We start from the raw sequence: 20,849 nt of genomic DNA, 5'->3' as shown, positions 1-20,849 counted from the left end.
TTTGAACCTTTGTCCCTCTAAACCTTTGTATCTTTGAACCTTCCTCTAATCATTCATAGAAATCAAAAACTCTTCGTTGTTTCTGGTTTTCTTGAAACGGTCGTTTACAAAATCCATAGATTCTACAGGGTTCATATCTGATAGATATTTACGCATAATCCACATTCTTTGCAACGTTTTCTCGTCTAACAATAAATCATCACGACGTGTGCTTGACGATGTAAGATCGATAGCAGGGAAAATACGTTTGTTTGCAATTTTACGATCCAACTGAAGCTCCATGTTACCGGTACCTTTAAATTCTTCAAAGATAACCTCATCCATTTTAGAACCTGTCTCTGTCAATGCTGTAGCTATAATACTCAATGAACCACCATTTTCTACATTTCTGGCGGCACCAAAGAAACGTTTTGGTTTTTGTAATGCATTTGCATCCACACCACCACTTAAAACTTTTCCGGATGCAGGCTGTACTGTATTGTAGGCTCTTGCCAAACGTGTAATCGAATCTAAAAGAATTACAACATCGTGACCACATTCTACCAAACGTTTTGCTTTTTCAAGAACGATATTGGCAATTTTTACGTGTTCCTGCGGTTCTCTGTCAAATGTCGAAGCAATAACTTCTCCACGTACACTGCGTTGCATATCTGTAACCTCCTCAGGGCGCTCATCGATCAAAAGAACGATTAGGTAAACTTCAGGATGATTTGCTGCGATTGCATTTGCAATGTCTTTAAGCAACATTGTTTTACCCGTTTTAGGCTGAGCGACAATCATACCACGTTGTCCTTTTCCTATTGGAGAAAATAAATCGATAATACGAGTTGAAACGGAACTGCCTTTTTCGGCCAATTTAAATTTTTCAGAAGGAAAAACAGGTGTCAGGTGTTCAAAAGAAACTCTGTCGCGAACAACTTGCGGATCGTGACCATTGATTTTAAGTACACGAACTAATGGAAAAAACTTCTCGCCTTCTTTAGGAGGACGAACCACTCCTTTTACAGTATCTCCGGTTTTAAGACCAAATAATCTGATTTGAGAAGTAGATAAATAAATATCATCCGGAGACGCTAAATAATTATAATCTGATGAACGTAAAAAACCATAACCATCCGGCATCATTTCAAGAACACCTTCACTTTCGATAATTCCGTCAAACTCAAAGTCTGAATCTCTGAAATTATTCTTTTTATTTTTATGATTTGGATTTTGATTCCCATTACTTACATTTCCGTTACCATTTGGATTTGCGTTCTGATTTGGGTTTACGTTTTGATTTGGGTTCTGGTTCGGGTTTTTAACCTGGTTTGGATTAACCTTTTTAACCGGAACCGGTGCTTCTGTTTTTTCAGCAGTCAAAGTTTCTGCTACAGCTTCGCCTTCCTGAATTACTTCTTTTGTGGCTTCTTTTTCTTTTTGCAAAGCGACTTTTTTCTCGTAAGCTGATTTACTGAATTTTACGATTTTGGGTCCTTTTTTCTCTCCTTCGACAGGCTCTGATGTTTCCTGAACTTCGGGAGTTTCTTCAACCTGGTTCGCTTCTTCAACTTGCTTAACAACGGGAGTTTGTTTTGACTTAGGAGTTATTTTGGCTGCCGGAGTTTGTTTTGCAACTACCGGAGTTTCTATTTTTTCTGGTGTTTCCTCTACTGTATCAAATTCTAAGATTGGAGCATTTTTACTGATAGCCGCCTTTTTTACAGGAACAATTCTTGCTCTTTTAGGTTTATCATCAGCTTTATCCGCTTCTGTTTGAGTTACAGCACTAACAGGTGGTGCTACAGTGGTTTCCTGATGCGCTAAAATCTGGCTAATTAAGGCCTCTTTTTTGACACCATTAAACTTTATAGTTTTAGCTAACTTAGCTATTTCTTGAAGCTCAGAAAGCTTCATTTCTTTTAATGCAGAAATATCAAACATGAATATTCTATGAATTTAATTATTTTAAAGGAAATACTGTAAAAAGAATAGGTAGATAATTGTTTTCAATTGACCGCAGTATGAAGTGCTTACGGTATTATGATGCAATAATACGAATAAAATTTAATCATACAATAGTATTTTAAAAAAAGAAAATATATTTTTGTAAAACAATTTTAGACCATGATACAACGAATTCAAACTGTATATTTAATTCTTACCTTTTTAATAACAGGGGTAATACTGTTTTTTATTCCGCTTTGGACATTAAACAATGGCAAACCCTTTTTCTTTATGCAAGATCAGTTTTACACGATTTTGTTGGGATTAAGTACTATGCTCACTATTATTAGTATCATTTCATATAAAAAAAGACAAAATCAGTTTGTAATGGGCAGACTGAACATAATATTAAATTTAATTTTATTAGGATTGTTTGTATATCGCTCTCTAAATTTATCTGGAGAAACAGTTGCTGTTTCGGAGAAAGGTATTGGGATGTTTCTACCAATTGTTGCTATCGTATTATTAGTTTTAGCTAATAAGGCCATCAAGAAGGATGAAGATCTTGTAAAATCTGCAGACCGTTTGAGATAAACCTATAAACTTAATTTTTTTGTGCGAAGAGAACCCGAATTTTATAATTCGGGTTTTTTTGTGTCTTTTTTTACCATTATTTTAAAATGACTAAAACCATCCCAAAAACAACTTTGTAAGATAATTTTTTCATAAATTTGTTTTTTTAGTTCCAATATAGTTATGGCAAACAAAATAAGGATCCACCTTGCAGATGATCATCAGGTACTTATTGATGGTCTTACCAATTTATTGCAAACCGTAAGCAATTTTGAAGTCGCAGGCAATTCATTAGACGGAACTACTGTTTATGATGATGTCAGTACTAACCATGCTGATATTTTGATATTGGATATCAGTATGCCCAAAAAAGATGGTATCGAAGTATTGAAAGAATTTCATGAAAAAGAGCATCCCTGTAAAATAATTATTTTATCGAGTTACGATGACCTGAAACTTATCAAAGAAGTAATGAAATTAGGTGCCAAAGGCTATCTTACTAAAAAATGTGCAGGCGAAAATATCATCGAAGCCATAGAAGCTGTATATCAGGGGCAGGAATATTTTTGTGATGCCGTGAGAGAGAAAATCTTTAATAGTTTTATACATAAGAATCCCAAATTAAACCAATCTCTTTACGATCTTGAAAATCCTATTTTAAGTTCTCGTGAAATTGAAATTATTATCCTGATTTCGCTTGAATATAGTACCAAAGAAATAAGCGAAGAACTTTTTATTAGCGCTCATACCGTTGAAACACATCGAAAAAATATCATGAAAAAATTACAAATCAAAAACACCATTGGTCTTGTAAAATATGCCATGAAAAATAATCTGATAAAACCTTAGTCTTATTTAAAGAATTGGAATGTGTTTACTAAAATTAATTAATTTATGGCTTTTATCAGAGTTTTTATAATCCTTCTTTTTTTCACTGCTATAAGTGAAAATCATTTGTTTGGTCAGCAAAACCTACCTGAAGCCTTAAAAGAATCAAGTGTTTTATTAGCAACAAAACCAACTGCGATCAACGTTTCTCACACTTCAAACCCTCCTCAGTTGCAAAACAAAAAAGTAATCAGTTTGTTGATTGTAATGGTTATCATACTGTTTTTTTTATTTTATTTCTTTTATCAGAATAATAAATTAAAACAAAAGATTAAACGAAAAGATATCAAGCAAAAAATATTACTCAACGTTATTAATGCCAGTATTGACAGCCAGGAAGTCGAACGCAAAAAAATAGCCTCTTTTTTACATGACAATATCAATTCTCTTTTATCTTCGGTAGGTTTACATTTAAATACTTATACAGCACAAAACAATGTAAACTCTGAAGAAATCAAGAAAGCAAAAATTATACTGGCACAAGCGCATGACCTTTTGCGGGACATGTCGCATGACCTCGTTCCTACTCTTCTCGTCCGTTTTGGTTTGATTTATGCTTTAGAGGATTTATGCGAAAGAAACTCTAATTCGAGTATTGATTTTAAATTTTCGAGTTCGATTGCAACCGATAAAAGATATGTCGAAAAATTTGAGATGAAAGTTTACTTTATTGTATCTGAGTTGTTTAACAACATTATAAAACATAGTGATGCCCAAAAAGCCCAAATTTCATTATCTGAACACAACAGTCAATTTACGATTCTGATTCAGGATAATGGAAAAGGTTTTAAAACGGACAAATTAAATGAAGCAGAAGGTTTTGGTCTGAACCGAATTAGGGCCCGAATTAAAAAATACAAAGGAAACTTATCTATTGTTTCAAATGCCAGCGGAGGAACTACCATAAAAATTAAGATTCCGCTACCACACTAATTAAAGCTTATTTTTTGCCAATTTCAATAATTTCCAGATCTTTTATCTTATCATCATCTATTACAAATCGCAACATGGTTCGTACCTGATGAAACCCGCTCTTTCCTGCCGCACCCGGATTCATGTGCAATAAATTATTCTTTTTATCAAATATTACTTTCAAAATATGCGAATGTCCGCAAATAAATAATTTAGGCGGATTGGCAGCCATTTCTTCTCTAATTGCCGGATTGTATTTTCCGGGATAACCACCAATATGCGTGATCCAGACAGAAACATTTTCGCATAAAAATCTATTGTGCAAAGGAAATTCTAATCTTGCTTGTGCGTCATCGATATTTCCATAAACACAACGCAATGGTTTTAGCTTTTTTATAGTATCGGTCACATTTAGATCTCCAATATCACCGGCATGCCAAACTTCATCTGCCTGATTAACATATTTTAAAATAGTATCATCAATATGACTGTGGGTATCAGAAAGGAGGAGGATTTTTTTCATTATTTTTTTGAGAAGGTTCAAAGTTTTAGAGGCGCAAAGGTACAAAGGTTTTTTTCTAAAAACAGGTGCAAAGGTCCAAAGTAGCAAAGGTTCATAGGTTTTTCTTAAAAGGCGTTAAGGTTCTGAGGTGCTAAGGTTCTGAGTTTTTTTTCAGTGGCGCACAACAATACGTCTTTACTGTGGGTTTGTTTATTTTTAAACATAAAAAAATCCGATCTATTTTCACAAATCGGATTTTTTATCCTATCCTAACTGGTTTTCAAAACCTGTTAGGTATTATTATTTATTATTGTTATTAATCCCACATCTAGAATTCAGCCCTAACAGAATTTAAAAACCTGTTAGAAAATCTAAATATTATTACAGTTACTGTTTTTTAGGACTTTTACCATCTTTAGAATCTTTGGTATCCATCATTTCCATTAGCTTTAACCCTAAGAGACCACTGATTGAACCATCAGAACCACCGTTTCCGGAAATTAAGACATCAGGAATTACCTTGATATTACCTTTTCCAATTTCTTCGGTTACTTTATATCGGGTAAAATTATCACCGCCCATCGCACTCACCTGAAGTTGGTAGGATTCTGCAGTCGATTTACCAATTGCCATAATTTTCTCTGCTTCTGCCAAACCTGTTTTAGAGATTCTTTCTGCTTCGGCACTGGCGTTTAGCTTCGTAGCTTCGGCCTGTGCTCCTGCTCTTGCTTTTGTAGCTTCGGCCTCAGCATTGGCACGCATTTTTGTTGCTTCGGCTTCAGCGTTTACATTCAGTTTTAAACTGGTTGCATCCCCTTCGGCTTTTTTAACTGTTGCATCTGCTGTACGCTGTGCAATTTCGACACTTTGCGAAGCACGAACAATTTCTTTTTGCATGTCTGCAATCGCCGTTTCTTTTTCCATCCCCTGACGTTGTTCCTGCGCCATTCTTTGGGTTTGATAGGTTTTTTGCTCTTCTTCGGCTAACTTTCTATCTGTTAAGGTTTTCATCAACGAATCTGGCGGAACAATATCTCCAATCAAAGTATCAACTGCATTTACATTGTATTCGTCAAGTACTAGTTTGATATGATTTTTAGCTGATTCCTGACGTTCTTTTCTTGTAGACAAGAAAGATATAACATCGCTATCCTGCGCTGAATTCCTAAAATAGTTACCAATTGTAGGTTCTAAAACCTGAGAAACCAAGTTGTTCATGCTTCCAAAACGAGCAATTACTTTTGGCGCTTCGGCTGCCGGAACATGAATAATTTGTGCCACGTCAAGATTAAACGGGAAACCATCTTTTGAACGCACGGTAATCGTAGAAAGATTTTTATCTAAATCATGCGATTCGCTTCTGGCATTTGCCCAGTTTAGAACCAGGTTTGTTGTAGGCACAGCTTCCAGCTTTGTTGTATATTTATTCAAAGCATATTTTCCGGGTCCAAGAGGTTCCATCCAAACACCACGTTGTCCTTTCGAAACTATATTTCCGTGTTTAAAAGTATCTCCGGTCACATCTTGTCCGTCCTCACCAATATACGAAATCACAACACCTACATATCCAATAGGCACATCGGTCATTGGGTTTTGTTCTATCTGTACTCCCCAGGTATTAATGTAGTACGATCCTGCCAACATTACCTGAGGCTGTAATCCACGGTTTCCGCCGGTATCCAGAAACTTGTCAAAATCCTGAAAGTTGTTATGCCCTTCGACAAATTTACCGGCAATTTGTCCTTGCGGAATTGGTTCTCCGTCCAGAGCGGTTACAATACCAATCATGTTCTCGTAAATCTTGATTTGGTCTGCCATAACAATTTCGAACAAAAACGTATTAATACGATACGATCCTGTGGTAATAAAAGCCGTCTGACGTCCTTTTTGTCCGCCATTGTCCAAGAAAAAAGTAGCATCCTGAAAGTTATCACTATCTACTTTTCGGGCTAAGATTCGTCCGGTTGGGATTTCCTGCCCGTCCTTACTTAAAACCAATCCAATCTTGCCTTCCGGAATAACGGTAAATCCTGACATGTCTATAGAATACTGCCAGATCCACATTGCCCAGTATAAACCCGGAGCAAGCGTTTTTGCCTGATAACCTGCTTCTCCTTTTGTCGCAATAATACGACCATCAGGAAGTGATTTATCTGCACCGAACAAAACGAATTTTTTGGTCACTAAACCAATTTTATCCTCAGGAACCATTACCATTCCGAAGAAAACACGTAAAATAAATTTGTAAAAGATTATGGAGAATAAGATTAAAATTATCCACCAATAAGAAGTAATTTCATTCATAATTTTTGGTTATATTAGACTACAAACATAACAGAAATATTTCCTATTAAAATGAAAAAATCTTAAAATTAACTTTTGTTAATTTTAATTAAATACTGTTAAAAAACCCCTTTGATTAAATCGTTGGAATTGTCAATTTCTGACACGATTTTTTGCTGGCTAAACTATGATTGGTATTTTTAGTATTAACAGTTTTTTGAAGAAGTTACAGAGGTTCTGAGGTACAAAGGTACAAAGGTTTTTTTATTGAGATACAAAGGTGCAGAGGTTCAAAGCTACAAAGGTTTTTTATGATCAATAGAGACCTAACAGGTTTTTAAAACCTGTTAGGTCTGTCAATGTTATATTCTTTATCGTTTTGTTTATTTAAATCTATGAAACGTGAGACGCACTGCTGTGCGACTCTACAATACCATTATAAAAAACCTATGAACCTCTGTACCTATACAACGTTTAACCTATAAAGAAAAACTTTGTTGCTTTGAGCCTACAAAGAAACCTTTGTACCTTTGAACCTCTGTACCTCTGTAACTTTGAACCTATAAAGAAAAACTTTGTACCTTTGCACCTCAGAACCTATGAACCTTCACCTTGAGATATTTTATTCAATTCGCCTATAACGGAACGCATTATCATGGTTGGCAATTTCAGCCCAACGCATCATCTGTTCAGGAAACTTTAAACAAAGCACTTTCGGTTTTATTAAATGCTCCTATAAATGCAATGGGTGCGGGACGAACTGATACGGGTGTTCATGCACAGGAAATGTATGCACATTTTGATTTTGATACCGCGATCGACATTCCGGTTTTGGTGCACAAACTCAACTCTTATTTGCCTAAAGACATAGCCATTTTTGATATCATTGTGGTTCATGACGATGCACATTGCCGTTTTGACGCTACAAAAAGAACGTATGAATACCATATCAATACTGTTAAAAATCCGTTTTTGGAGGAATTGAGTTGGTATTTTAATCAAAAATTAGATGTAGCTTTGATGAACGAAGCCGCACAAATTTTACTCAATCATACCGATTTTCAATGTTTCTCGAAGGTAAATACAGATGTAAACACATTTGATTGCACGATTTTTGAGGCATATTGGAAAATCGAAAACAACAAACTGGTTTTTACCATATCGGCCAATCGGTTTTTACGAAACATGGTTCGCGCAATAGTAGGTACTTTGATCAACATTGGTCTGCATAAAATTTCTCTAACAGATCTTGAAGATATTATCGCGAGTAAAAGCAGAGAAAAAGCCGGATTTTCGGTTCCGGCACACGGATTGTATTTAACCGAAATTTATTACGATTACATCATAAAATAGCCCTGATTGCAGTGAAAAGCTTTTTTGATAAAAATATTGTTTTTGTGTTTTTATGAAGCGACCAACGGAAGCTTCGATAAAAACAGTACAAAAACATATTTTTGAGAAAAACTTGAAATGAAAAGCAGGAATAGCTCCAAAAAATAAAAATGAAAGCAAAAGCATTTGATACCGGATTATTCAAACGAATCTTAAAATATACCAAACCTTATAAATGGCGCTATTACGGCGTTATTCTCTTTGCCGTTTCTTTATCGATTTTTGCAGCCCTTCGCCCCTATTTGTTAAAACAAACGGTCGACGGCTATATCAAGACACACGATAAAGAGGGGTTATTGATGTATATTGTTTTAATGGGGGTGGTTCTTTTGTTTGAAGTTTTCTCTCAGTTTTATTTTGTGTATTGGGCAAACTGGCTCGGGCAGGATATTGTAAAAGATATTCGAACCAAACTTTTTAAGCATATCCTGAGTTTTAGAATGAAGTATTTTGATCTGGTTCCGGTAGGACAATTGGTGACCAGATCTGTATCTGATATTGAATCGATTGCCCGTATTTTTAGTCAGGGTTTGTTTATGATCATAAGCGATTTGATGAAAATGCTGGTGGTCTTGCTTTTTATGTTTTACATGAACTGGAAACTAACCTGGATTGTGGTGGTTGCCATGCCTATTTTGGTTGTTATTACCCGTGTTTTTCAGCGCAAAATGCAAGTTGCGTTTGAAGAAGTCCGTACACAAATCGCCAACATGAACTCGTTTGTACAAGAGCGTGTTACGGGAATGAAGATTGTACAACTCTTTAACAGGGAGAAAATCGAAGCCGAAAATTTCAGGGTAATCAATGATAAACACAGAGTTGCCTGGATTAAAACGATTTTATACAACTCGATATTTTTTCCAATTGCCGATATTATCTCTTCTATTACTCTGGGATTAGTAGTGGTTTATGGCGGTTTTAAAATTCTGAACGGAGATCATTTTACAACTTTTGGAGATTTATTTTCGTATACGATGTTTATAGGGATGTTGTTTAACCCGCTGCGTCAGATTGCAGATAAATTTAACGAGATGCAATTGGGGATGATCGCTGCCAATCGTGTATTTGATATTATAGACACTCAGGATCATATTCAGGATACGGGAACCCTTGAAGCGCCGGTTTTTGACGGAAGAATAGAATTTAATCAAGTGCGTTTTAGCTATATTCCGGAGGAAGAAGTCATAAAAGGAATCGATCTCTCTGTGGCTTCCGGACAAACTATTGCCATTGTAGGTTCTACAGGAGCCGGAAAATCGACTATTATCAATTTGCTCAATCGTTTTTATGAGATCAATAGCGGTACGATCTTTATTGATGGTCATAATATCGAAAACTATACTTTGGCTTCCTTAAGAAAACAAATTGCAGTGGTTTTGCAGGATGTTTTTTTGTTTGCAGATACGATCTACAACAATATTACTTTGCACAATCCTCAAATAACACGGGAGAAAGTTCTGGATGCTGCCAAAAAGATTGGTGTACACGACTTTATTATGAGTTTGCCGGATAATTATGATTTTGATGTAAAGGAACGTGGGGTGATGCTTTCGTCAGGACAACGCCAGTTGATCGCTTTTTTACGTTCGTATGTAAGTAATCCAAGTATTTTGATTTTGGATGAGGCGACATCATCAATTGATACCTACTCTGAAGAATTGATCCAGCGCGCTACCGAAACGATTACCAAAGGAAGAACTTCGATTATCATTGCGCATCGATTGGCTACTATTGTAAATGCGGATAAAATTGTGGTAATGGATAAAGGCCTGATTGTAGAACAGGGAACGCACCACGAATTGCTTAATAAAACCGATGGTTTCTATAAAAACCTCTATGACTCGCAATTTGCTGTGGCGAATTAGATTTTGAAATGCTAAAAAAGTTCTTAAAAAAGTTAAATTAGCGTTATAGGAATCATAAAACTAGTGCTTCGCGCCCCAAAGCATAGTATTACTTTTTTTTGAATTATTTATCTTTGAGAGACAAAATTCAAATGAAAAAGAAAATGCCACAAAATAGATTTTATCCTAACGAAGAGTTCAAAGAAATAGAAATAAACGCCTCATTACAACTTAGATATGCAATTTCAAATAAAGGTCGCCTAATAAGTTTTTCCGATGATATCAAAGACGGACGTCTTTTAAAAGGCGGTTTAAGCGATGGTTATCCAACTTTTAGATTTAAAGTAAAAAAAGACGACAAGATCGTTAATAAATATCTCTTTTTATACAAATTAGTTGCCCAATACTTTATCACAAAAACATCTGAAGAACAAACTTATGTACTTCATTTGGATTACAACCGAAGTAATGATGATGTAAATAATTTGCGTTGGGCTACAAAAGCCGAAATGATGGCCCATAGTCGTAAAAGCCCACGCGTTATCCAGGCAAAAAAGAATCTTATAGAACACAACTTAAAGGCCGACGGAAGAAAATTAACAACTACCAAAGTCATGTTAATCAAGAAAATCCTGGCCCGACCGGAACAAAAAACACGTCTTAAAATGATCGCCAAACAATTTGGCGTAAGCGAAATGCAAATAAGACGTATCGCCAGCGGCGAAAATTGGGGACATGTTAAGGTTTAGATTTTAGATTGCAGATTTAAGATTTAAGATTTAAAAAACTGAGATCTTTATAAGCCAAAAATTTATTTAGCCACACATTACAAGATTAACACAGATTTTTTTAATCCTTTTAATCTTGTAATCTGTGGTTATTTTTTTTTTTGACAGAGACAAAGATTTGTACTAAAGATTTAACCTTCAAATCTAATTTTTCAATTCATAATTCACAATTTACAATTCACAATTAGACTGATCTCTGTGAAAAGATCAAAATTGGTGTGGGTAAAAATAAAATTTAAGGCATTTTTTAAAATAATTCCTTAAATTCGCAATCACAAAATAAACGTGAGAAATCGAAATTGAGTTTCGGAATTATAAAACTTCTTTTTCGATATTAAATACTAAAAACCAAAAAAATGAAATACGACGTTATTGTTTTAGGAAGTGGTCCTGGCGGATATGTAACAGCGATTAGAGCTTCACAATTAGGCTTTAAAGTAGCTGTAGTTGAAAAAGAAAACCTTGGTGGTGTATGTTTAAACTGGGGATGTATCCCAACAAAAGCATTACTAAAATCAGCTCAGGTTTTTGATTACTTAAAACACGCTTCTGATTACGGATTAAAAGTTTCTGAATTTGATAAAGATTTCCCAGCTGTAGTTCAACGTAGCCGTAATGTTGCTGACGGAATGAGCAAAGGAGTTCAGTTCCTGATGAAGAAAAACAAAATTGACGTTATTGAAGGTTTTGGAAAACTAAAACCAGGTAAAAAACTTGACGTTACAGACAAAGACAATAAAGTTACTGAATATAGCGCTGACCATATTATCATTGCTACAGGAGCCCGCTCTCGTGAGTTACCAAACTTACCTCAGGATGGTGTAAAAGTAATAGGATACCGTCAGGCAATGACATTACCAACGCAACCAAAATCGATGATTATCGTAGGTTCAGGTGCTATTGGAGTTGAATTTGCACATTTCTACAACTCAATGGGAACTGATGTTACTATTGTAGAATTTATGCCAAACATTGTTCCTGTTGAAGACGAGGATATCTCGAAACAAATGGAGCGCTCAATGAAAAAAGCAGGTGTAAAAATTATGACCAACTCCTCTGTTGAGAAAATTGATACTACCGGAACCGGAGTAAAAGCGACCGTAAAAACAGCAAAAGGAGAAGAAATTCTTGAAGCAGACATCGTACTATCGGCAGTTGGAATTAAAACAAACATCGAAAACATAGGTCTTGAAGAAGTTGGAATTGCTGTAGACAGAGATAAAATCTTAGTAAACGCTTTTAACGCAACTAATATTCCGGGTTACTATGCAATTGGAGACGTTACTCCAGGGCAAGCTTTGGCTCACGTAGCCTCTGCAGAAGGAATTAACTGTGTCGAAAAAATTGCAGGTTTACACGTAGACCCAATCGATTACGGAAACGTTCCGGGTTGTACTTATGCAACTCCAGAAATTGCTTCTGTAGGTTTGACAGAGAAACAAGCTAAAGAAAAAGGATACGAATTAAAAATTGGTAAATTCCCATTCTCGGCTTCAGGAAAAGCAAAAGCTGCCGGTGCTGCTGACGGATTCGTAAAAGTAATCTTTGATGCTAAATACGGAGAATGGTTAGGATGCCACATGATTGGTGCTGGCGTTACAGATATGATTGCTGAGGCAGTTGTAGCTCGTAAACTAGAAACTACAGGTCATGAAATCCTTAAATCTATTCACCCTCACCCAACCATGAGCGAGGCTGTTATGGAAGCTGTAGCTGATGCTTATGGCGAGGTAATTCACTTGTAATAGTTGTAGAGATGCGCGACAGATGCATCTTTTAGAGGTTATATATAATTTTCAATTTAAAAAAATCCGATTTGTGAAAACAGATCGGATTTTTGTTTATATACAGCCCTTGACACCATAAAAAAATCTTAAAATCAACGGAAACTGTTTTTCATTTTGTAGCAAAAAAACTATATTTACGTTATAAAAATTAGTTATTTAAAATATAAAGGATGGAAAATACACCCCTATTTTTTGCAGACGGAGAAAGTCCAAAAATGATCGAAGCATTCAAAAAAGCTCAGGAAACTTTTAAATATTTCTGGAGAGAAATCTCCTGGGAATATCGCCGTGTAGTTCCTGCACTTGATGTTGCTTGCGTAAAATTGGCCTTTACTCAGGAAATAGACAATGATACTGTAGTAGAACACATGTGGATAAACGACATTAATTTTGATGGCGAAAAGATAAAAGGCACCTTGGTAAACGATCCGGATGAGTTAACAAATGTAAGCAATGGCGATTATGTCGAGATTCCGGTAAACCAGATTAGCGATTGGCTGTTTGCCAGTCAGGACAAAACCTATGGTGGTTTTACGATACATGCCATGCGATCAGAAATGAGCGAAACTGAGCGAGAAGAACATGACGAAGCCTGGGGATTAAACTTTGGTGATTTTAATGATATTCTGGTTGCCTATGAGCAAAAAGAAAAACCGGAGAACCTGATCGAACACCCAATGAGCAAAAACATGAAGGATAGTCTGGTTGAGTTTGTAAAAGCAAACCCTAATGAACTTGTCGCGCAGGACGAATCAGGATATACTTTCCTGCACCGCGAAGCAATTGCAGGTAATAGCACAATTGTAAAAGCTCTTATAGAATCCGGTGCTGATGTAAATGCCAAAACACACAACAACAAAACGGCTCAGGACTTTGCAGAGCAACTCAAATGGCAACATTTGATTGAAGTTTTTTAAAAACATACCTTAGAAATCCGATTTGTGAAAGCAAGTCGGATTTTTTTTTTGAACACATTTCTCTCACAAAGACCACTATGCTTATTTTGAACAAGTGAAACGCCTTTTTTTTGAGTAACCTAATTCTATGTGTCTATGTGTTAAAATATTTTAGACAACTAAAATACTGTGTTTTAAAATAATTATACGACAATGATCAAATCAAGAAAATTGAAAACATCCGTAAATCATTCTAACTACCTGAAAATTAAACCTTTTTTATACAGAAAAAACTTTTCGTGGCTATCTCGATGAAAAAAGACATGTAATTTTGCACTTCTATTAAGATATAATAGAATTTTAACTTAAATATTTGAATTATGAAAGTAAAAATTGCAATTTTATTGTTGATCTTTTTCTCTATCCTTGGATGTAGAAAAGATACGCCTCAGAAAAACAATCCTGTCAAGGAAAGTAAAAACCTGAGTGCTTTAGAAAAATTAACTGCCGGTAATCAACGTTTTTTAGATCAAACCTCTATACATCCCCACCAAAACAAAGAATCTGTATTAAAGAATCAGGACGGACAAAAACCTTTTGCCGTAATCATAACATGCTCAGACAGCAGGGTATCTCCAGAAATTGTTTTTGATCAGGGTATTGGCGATTTGTTTGTAATACGAAATGCCGGTAATCTAATATCAGATATTGATATGGGCAGTATCGAATATGCTGTAGAGCATTTGGATACAAAATTAATTGTAGTGTTGGGACACACAGAATGTGGTGCTATAAAAGCCTACATTAATGATAAAGACGGAGCCTACAAAAAGCATTTTAATCATATCGATAATATCGTAGAAACTATTTCATTGGAAAATGAAGAAATCGAAGCCGATAAAGTAAAGCCCAAAGTAAACAATTATCTGGGTGCAATTGATGCCAATATCAAACACTCGACAAAACTCATACAAGAGAATTCGATTTTGAAAGAATATAAAACTAAAATTGTTTCGATGCGATATGATGTTCATACCGGAAAAGTAACACAGTTATAATTTCGAACCAAAAATATTCTTCTAAAGAAATCCGATATGCAAACTGTATCGGATTTTTTTGTGCCTTCATATTTTTTAATTTTTAGCGGCACACTTTAACAAAAAATGATACTTTTATATATCAATTATTTATAAAAGGAAACATGACATTAGACGAATACAAAAAACAATTTACAGACGAAGATGCAGTGGGCTGGCTATCAATTGATAAGGAATTCGAACGCCTTTATCCCAATCAGGAACCCAAACATTTTATGCCTCCAATAAATTATATGCTTGGCGGAGAAGATCCGCTTGACGGAATAAGTGTTTATGAAAGTAAAAAACTAACAGACCATTATCACTATATCACTTATGGCTTTTCGGAATTATATTATGACGAAGAAAAACTGGAAAGCGAATTTAGCAAATGGGGATTCGAACTTACCTTCAGGCTAAAACCGTTTAAGGATGATAGCGAAACCCCAAGCTGGCCTATTGCCTTGTTGCAAAATATTGCCAAATATGTGTTTAACAGCGGTAACTGGTTCGAAGAGTTTCATTATATGCCTGCAAACGGACCAATTCGTCTTGATACCGAGACTGATATTACAGCTTTGCTGATTGTTGCAGATCCTGAACTGGAAAAAATACAAACCCCACACGGCGAAGTTTCTTTTTTGCAAATTGTTGGCATCACTACGGCCGAATTTGACTATCTAAAAGAAAATCCGGAAACTGCCGAAGAATTATACAATAAGCTCAAAGAAAACAATCCTTTGCTCATTACGGATCTAACAAGGAAGTAGTATCAATTTTGCCTGTTTACCCATTTGCAGACACGCTACAAATGTCCCATTCAAATAAAAGGAGATGCCGTGATAGCCTTTAGAACTGAAATAGAAATCTAAAAAATCCCTTTTAACCTGATTTTAAATAAGTATGGAAATAAGAGAAATTAAAAATAGTGATTATCCAACTTTAAGAACATTATACCTTAAAGAAAGACAAACGACGTTTTCATGGCTTGATCCTTCAGAATTTAAATTAGAAGATTTTGAAAGAGATACAAAAGGAGAATTGGTTCTTGTAGCAATTGATCTGGATGTTCCTGTAGGATTTATTTCGATCTGGATGCCCAATAATTTTATTCATAATTTATATGTAGACCAAACTTATCAGGATAAAGGTTTGGGAACATTATTGCTAAAGTCTGCAATTAAGGAAACCCATTTTCCGGTTACTTTAAAATGCTTAGAAAATAATACCAAAGCCGTAGCTTTTTATATAAAAAAAGGATTTATAGAAAAAGAAAGAGGAGCATCCGGACACGGAGAATTTATTTTATTTAAGCTGGATGAACCTATACAATAATTATTTAAGCAATTATAAAGCAACCATTTAACTAAATTTACATCTATTAATTAAACCAATGTAATATTTTAAACCATGAAAAAACTTTACTTAATACTTGCTTTAATATTATTTATGTCCTGCAATAGCGATGATTCTGATACATCTATTAAGAAATCATTAGAAGGCAAATGGAGTTTAGTGCAAACTTCCGGCGGAATTACGGGATCAACCGATACTCCTGAATCGTTGAATGCTGTTATTTATATTGAATTTTCTGGTTCTACGCTTAAAGAATATAGCAACGGCAAACTGACTCATGAGAATACCTTTGCGATAAAAACTCAAAAATCTATTTTTGGAGAAGACAGACCAATGATTGTAAGCGATAATCCTGATAAATATTTTATCCCAAAATCTTTTAAAATCGAAGGAAATAATTTGTACCTGAGCGATGAATGTGCAGACTGTTTTGGATCTAGTTACACTCGTATAAAATAAAAAAACTGCTTTTCAGGACAAGAACTGAAAAGCAGATTTCTATTGATTTGTTTTTCTAATTGACTAAAAACAGCGAATTACTGAATAGCAGAATTCCGTTTTCCCAGAAACCTCTAAAAAGCGGATTATCCATCATATAAATTACCGTTCCGTCGCCTTTTTTATCGACGGCAAAACTCACCGTTTCGTTTAGTTTTTTCCTGATATCGTTACCCACAAAACCATAACTTAAATATCCTTTAGGAATATAAGCTACATTTATGGCATTTTTAAGTAGCGAAAATGATCTTTCGTTGCTTTTAAGGCTAAAATAAGTATTACCCAACCCAAAAGCCATAGGATAGGTTTTATCTAATTTATTCTCGATTATCGCACCCGGAATAGAGCCTGAAATCCCTCTTCGCTCTGAACCTTCAAAATCCAGAAAGCGTTTTTTAAGTTCGGTCTCTTTGTCCTCTTTCTCTGCTTTTTCTTTGTCCTCCTTACTTGCAAATAAACTCAAAGCATACCCTTCGCGATCCTGAAACAGCGAAATAGCACTGCTCATTGCAATTACTTTTCCGCCATTTTTTACCCATTCATCGATTTGTTTTTTCTGATCATCGGCAAAATCATACTGTCCCTCTGAGAGAATCAACGTATTGTAGTTGTACAATTTGACACGACCAAAATTAGCCGTCTCGACAATACTTACCGGATAACCAATTGTTTCGTCCAGATAAAACCACGTCGCACCAAACTCTGTAGAAACCACTCCTTTGCCGGACAACATTAAAATTTTTGGCGCTTTTAGAAGTACAAAATTCTCCCCGCCAATATCTTTAGAATTGGTCGAAAAACCAGTGGTTATAAAACTATAATCGGTTTTGATCTTGATGATATCGCTTACTGTTTTTTCAAAATCAGCAATTTTAGGATTATCGGCCCTGCTTATAATCAAGCCGCCTGGTTCGATGGAAACGGTACCAAAAACTGCTTTTTTCATTGCCGATCTCACTTTTATTCCTGCCTGATGCAATAGGGAAACTACCTGAGCCGAAACCCTGTTATTCCAGGGTACATAAAAAGCATAAACACTTGCCGGAATATTTTTTTCCGGTACTTCGATTTTGGTTTTCGTTTTTATCACAAGATTATTTTTTACCGCATAACCTTCGATACCATACGCCAGAGGCAAAGCCCAGGCTGTAATATCATACGATAAACTATCATTTAATTTTTGATTGGGTTCAAACAAAACCTGAGCCAGAACAGATCTTGGCTGATCTGCTTTTATGATCAAATCGTTGGGATCTATCTTAAAACTTTCGTTTTTCTTGCTTTGATAATGAAAACCCGATTCATTTGCAGAAGCATCTGCATAAGCAAATTCAATATCATTTTTCTTCAATAACGCTGTCAGTTGTTCTATTTTAGGATTGCTTTTCAGGACATAAGTATTATAAACCCCTTTTGCTTTTTTTCTGGCATTGGTATGAAAATCCCTGAAACCTTTTATCAAAACGTCTTTTTGCGAAGCGGCACTTTCGACCACCGTCAGAACTGCAGTTGCATGATGTGTCAATCGATCTTTTATGGTAACATTTGCACCGTTTTCCATCGTAACTTCGCGCCCGGCTCCTATCCCGCCCTGCTCCAGCGTTAAGCCCACTGCACCGTTGTAGGTAGGATATGTATCGCCATAACTGGGATAAAATAAATCAAATCGTTCGCGAGTCGTGTATGTCCAGTTTTGTTTGTCGAATTTTTGAGAGATATTTTTACCCAAAACATTATAAAAATCTTTTTGGTATTGTTCTATAAACTCATGCAAAGGTTCTGCTGCGGGCGGAAAAAAGTAAGGAGAATTATAGCTCATTTCATGCACATCTGTATGTACCTGCGGCATCCATTGATTGTACAATTTTATGCGTTGTTGCGATTCTATTTGCGTTTGCCACGCCCAATCCCTGTTCAGGTCAAAAAGGTAATGATTGTATCTCCCGCCCGGCCAGACTTCCATGTGCTCGCGATCATACAATCCCGGATGTGTTTTTTTGCCCGAGATTTCTCTTAACCAATTCCCGTATCTAGAGTATCCATCAGGATTTATGCAAGGATCCAGAATTACGATTGTATTTTTTAGCCATTCTTTTGCCGCTTCATTCGACGGATTCAAAAGTTCGTAAGCAACCGTTAGCGCGCTTTCGGTTCCTGCAAATTCATTTCCGTGTACATTAAAACTTAGCCAAACAATAATTTTATCTTCGACTGCCGGATTTTTTTTATCAGATAGTCCAATTGCGGCCAAATTATTATTCCTGATTTGTTCCAGATTTGCCAGATTTTCAGGCGTAGAGATATAGTAAACATTAAGATCCCGTTGCTCGTTTGTTGCTCCGTATTTTTGTTTTTTGATGGATTGCGATTGTTCCGTCAGATAATTAAAATAATCTTCGACCTGATGATAATAGCTAATTTGTTTTCCGTAATTGGGAATAAATTCTGATGGTGTTTTTAGTTGTGCAAAACCCGAAAAAGAAACGGTTAACAGCAATACTGTCGCGAGAAATGTTTTCTTCATAAGTAAGTTAAATTTGAAAGGTCGTTAAAAATAACAATTAACTTTGTACCAATCTAAAAATCGCAAAAAATATTCCTTTTTTAGTCTCAATGTTTGAATTATTTATTACAGAAATAACTTTTTGGATCATTATATTCAATTTACATTTCTAATTTTTAAAGTAAAAAAATCCGCAGAATGTTGTGGTTATAATTTGTATTTTCGTTTCATAAAACTTTAAATAACAGTAACGATGGAAGAAGCAGTAATCGAAAAATCGGTTTTTGAAGAAGTGCCAACAGAAAAAATCTATTCTGAAAATGCAATTCGGATAGGGACTTTTTTAGGAGGACCATTGGTTGCAGGGTATTTTATTGCCGAAAACTTTAGCGTTTTTAACGATTTTGATAAAGTAAAAAAGACCTGGATTATTACCGTACTTTCCACCATCTTCATTTTTGGTTTAATCTTTTTAATTCCGGAAAATATAAATATTCCAAACATTATATTTCCAATTATTTACATGTCGGTTGCCAGTTATTTGGCAAAACGTTTTCAGGAAGAAAAAATAAACGAGCATAAAAAAAATGGCGGCCAAGAGTTTGGCGGGTGGCGAACGGCAGGAATTTCTCTTCTGGGTTGCATTGTTACGGTTGCGGTGCTTTTAGGAGTTTCGTTTTTGAACGAAGCCGCCAACGGAAGACTTACCGAGTCTACAAAAAAATATGGCACTATGAATCATGAAATTGCTTATCAAAGCAATATTAATGAAAATGAAGCTGATAAAATTGCCGACGCTTTTAAGAAAGAAAACTTTTTTGACGAAAGCATTACTAAATATATTTACCTGGAGAAAACCGATAAAAGCTACGAAATATCTATTTCCTGCAACGAATCGATCCATAATGATTTAGCTTCTTACTTGTCTTTTGTTGAGCTGCGAAACGACATGCAAAAACATTTCCCCAACGATAAAATCATCTTTAAACTAGTCGTTGATGATCTTGATAATGTGGTAAAACGAATTGAATAAAACGAATTTGAATATAAAATGAATATAGAAGAAATTATCGATTTGCAAATGTTAGCTTTTAATACCAGAGACCTAAAAAGTATGATGTCTTTGTATACTGAGCCTATTAAAATATACAGTTTTCCCGAAAATACACTCGCAATTAATGGCTATAAAGAATGTGAAGAAATGTTTCGCAACCTTTTTGAGCAATCTCCTGATTTGAATGCCGGAATTATAAAAACCATCTTTTTTGATAATAAAGCAATAGTTCATGAATATGTTTCGGGTCGAAACGGAAGTCCTGAAAAAAAAGAACAAGTAGTTATTTTTGAAATAAAGGATCAAAAAATAAGCAGAATGGATTTGATAAAAACGTAAAATTTCTCTTTTAATTGATTTTAATAAATTAACCCGTTGGGTGTAATTACTTCGTCTGTTTGCTTCGCTTGGGTCAAAAAATATATATTTAACACATAGAAACATAGCTTTTTTTAGTCAAAAGGAATGCAAAAAGAAATACATTTCTTTCACATAGCTAGGCTATGTGCATTTTAAACAAGTGAAACGCCTTTTTTATAGATCCAAAAGCTATGTTTCTATGTGTTAAAAT

The 20,849-nt window shown here is 35.2% G+C and carries 18 protein-coding genes; 14 read left to right on the top strand and 4 right to left on the bottom strand.

Annotated elements, in window-relative coordinates; genetic code table 11:
• Positions 1-45 precede the first annotated feature (45 nt).
• On the bottom strand, positions 46-1,923 hold the full coding sequence (gene rho / locus B0A64_RS18725) for a transcription termination factor Rho (RefSeq protein WP_089481023.1): 1,878 nt from the start codon (positions 1,921-1,923) through the stop codon (positions 46-48).
• 183 nt (positions 1,924-2,106) lie between these two features.
• On the opposite strand from rho, the gene B0A64_RS18720 reads away from it, so the two are divergent.
• From B0A64_RS18720 to B0A64_RS18710, 3 genes are all read left to right on the top strand, one after another.
• Entirely contained in the window at positions 2,107-2,520 is a 414-nt protein-coding gene (locus tag B0A64_RS18720; RefSeq protein WP_089481022.1) for a DUF4293 domain-containing protein, read from the top strand.
• A gap of 162 nt (positions 2,521-2,682) precedes the next feature.
• The gene (locus tag B0A64_RS18715) at positions 2,683-3,348 is read left to right on the top strand and encodes a response regulator transcription factor (protein WP_089481021.1); all 666 of its coding nucleotides are present in this window, start codon (positions 2,683-2,685) and stop codon (positions 3,346-3,348) included.
• Between the two features lie 45 nt (positions 3,349-3,393).
• The gene (locus B0A64_RS18710) at positions 3,394-4,320 is read left to right on the top strand and encodes a sensor histidine kinase (protein WP_089481020.1); all 927 of its coding nucleotides are present in this window, start codon (positions 3,394-3,396) and stop codon (positions 4,318-4,320) included.
• A 7-nt stretch (positions 4,321-4,327) separates the two neighbouring features.
• Here B0A64_RS18710 and B0A64_RS18705 read toward each other — a convergent pair whose 3' ends face one another.
• The gene (locus B0A64_RS18705; protein WP_089481019.1) at positions 4,328-4,822 is read right to left on the bottom strand and encodes a metallophosphoesterase family protein; all 495 of its coding nucleotides are present in this window, start codon (positions 4,820-4,822) and stop codon (positions 4,328-4,330) included.
• A 366-nt stretch (positions 4,823-5,188) separates the two neighbouring features.
• Positions 5,189-7,105 carry an SPFH domain-containing protein gene (locus B0A64_RS18700; protein ID WP_089481018.1) on the bottom strand — a complete coding sequence of 639 codons (1,917 nt, stop codon included), beginning with the start codon at positions 7,103-7,105 and terminating at the stop codon, positions 5,189-5,191.
• A gap of 591 nt (positions 7,106-7,696) precedes the next feature.
• Here B0A64_RS18700 and truA point away from each other — a divergent pair.
• From truA to B0A64_RS18650, 9 genes are all read left to right on the top strand, one after another.
• Positions 7,697-8,437, top strand: coding sequence for a tRNA pseudouridine(38-40) synthase TruA (gene truA / locus B0A64_RS18695; protein WP_089481017.1), 741 nt, complete (start codon positions 7,697-7,699; stop codon positions 8,435-8,437).
• A 149-nt stretch (positions 8,438-8,586) separates the two neighbouring features.
• The gene (locus B0A64_RS18685) at positions 8,587-10,341 is read left to right on the top strand and encodes an ABC transporter ATP-binding protein (protein ID WP_089481015.1); all 1,755 of its coding nucleotides are present in this window, start codon (positions 8,587-8,589) and stop codon (positions 10,339-10,341) included.
• Between the two features lie 143 nt (positions 10,342-10,484).
• The gene (locus B0A64_RS18680; RefSeq protein WP_089481051.1) at positions 10,485-11,069 is read left to right on the top strand and encodes an NUMOD4 domain-containing protein; all 585 of its coding nucleotides are present in this window, start codon (positions 10,485-10,487) and stop codon (positions 11,067-11,069) included.
• A 395-nt stretch (positions 11,070-11,464) separates the two neighbouring features.
• Complete coding sequence (gene lpdA / locus B0A64_RS18675) at positions 11,465-12,853, top strand: dihydrolipoyl dehydrogenase (RefSeq protein ID WP_089481014.1); 1,389 nt, start codon at positions 11,465-11,467, stop codon at positions 12,851-12,853.
• Between the two features lie 212 nt (positions 12,854-13,065).
• A complete protein-coding gene (locus B0A64_RS18670) occupies positions 13,066-13,812 on the top strand; it encodes a DUF2314 domain-containing protein (protein ID WP_089481013.1) in 747 nt (248 codons plus the stop codon).
• 359 nt (positions 13,813-14,171) lie between these two features.
• Positions 14,172-14,849: a carbonic anhydrase gene (locus B0A64_RS18665; RefSeq protein ID WP_089481012.1), complete on the top strand. Its 678-nt coding sequence runs from the start codon at positions 14,172-14,174 to the stop codon at positions 14,847-14,849.
• Between the two features lie 143 nt (positions 14,850-14,992).
• Positions 14,993-15,637, top strand: a complete 645-nt coding sequence (locus tag B0A64_RS18660; protein ID WP_089481011.1) for a suppressor of fused domain protein — start codon at positions 14,993-14,995, stop codon at positions 15,635-15,637.
• A 133-nt stretch (positions 15,638-15,770) separates the two neighbouring features.
• Entirely contained in the window at positions 15,771-16,202 is a 432-nt protein-coding gene (locus tag B0A64_RS18655) for a GNAT family N-acetyltransferase (RefSeq protein ID WP_089481010.1), read from the top strand.
• Positions 16,203-16,277: 75 nt separating this feature from the next.
• Positions 16,278-16,682: a hypothetical protein gene (locus tag B0A64_RS18650; protein ID WP_089481009.1), complete on the top strand. Its 405-nt coding sequence runs from the start codon at positions 16,278-16,280 to the stop codon at positions 16,680-16,682.
• Positions 16,683-16,737: 55 nt separating this feature from the next.
• Here the strand turns inward: B0A64_RS18650 and B0A64_RS18645 are convergent, their stop codons facing one another.
• Positions 16,738-19,245: a M14 family zinc carboxypeptidase gene (locus B0A64_RS18645; protein ID WP_089481008.1), complete on the bottom strand. Its 2,508-nt coding sequence runs from the start codon at positions 19,243-19,245 to the stop codon at positions 16,738-16,740.
• Between the two features lie 232 nt (positions 19,246-19,477).
• Between B0A64_RS18645 and B0A64_RS18640 the strand changes: the two genes are divergently transcribed.
• Both B0A64_RS18640 and B0A64_RS18635 read left to right on the top strand, forming a co-directional pair.
• Complete coding sequence (locus B0A64_RS18640) at positions 19,478-20,257, top strand: hypothetical protein (RefSeq protein ID WP_208863552.1); 780 nt, start codon at positions 19,478-19,480, stop codon at positions 20,255-20,257.
• Between the two features lie 18 nt (positions 20,258-20,275).
• Positions 20,276-20,617: a nuclear transport factor 2 family protein gene (locus B0A64_RS18635; protein WP_089481007.1), complete on the top strand. Its 342-nt coding sequence runs from the start codon at positions 20,276-20,278 to the stop codon at positions 20,615-20,617.
• The last annotated feature ends 232 nt before the right edge of the window (positions 20,618-20,849 follow it).

Origin of the sequence: Flavobacterium araucananum (genome assembly GCF_002222055.1) — a bacterium.
Lineage (GTDB): Bacteria > Bacteroidota > Bacteroidia > Flavobacteriales > Flavobacteriaceae > Flavobacterium > Flavobacterium araucananum.
This window is presented reverse-complemented; position numbering and strand designations above follow the sequence as displayed.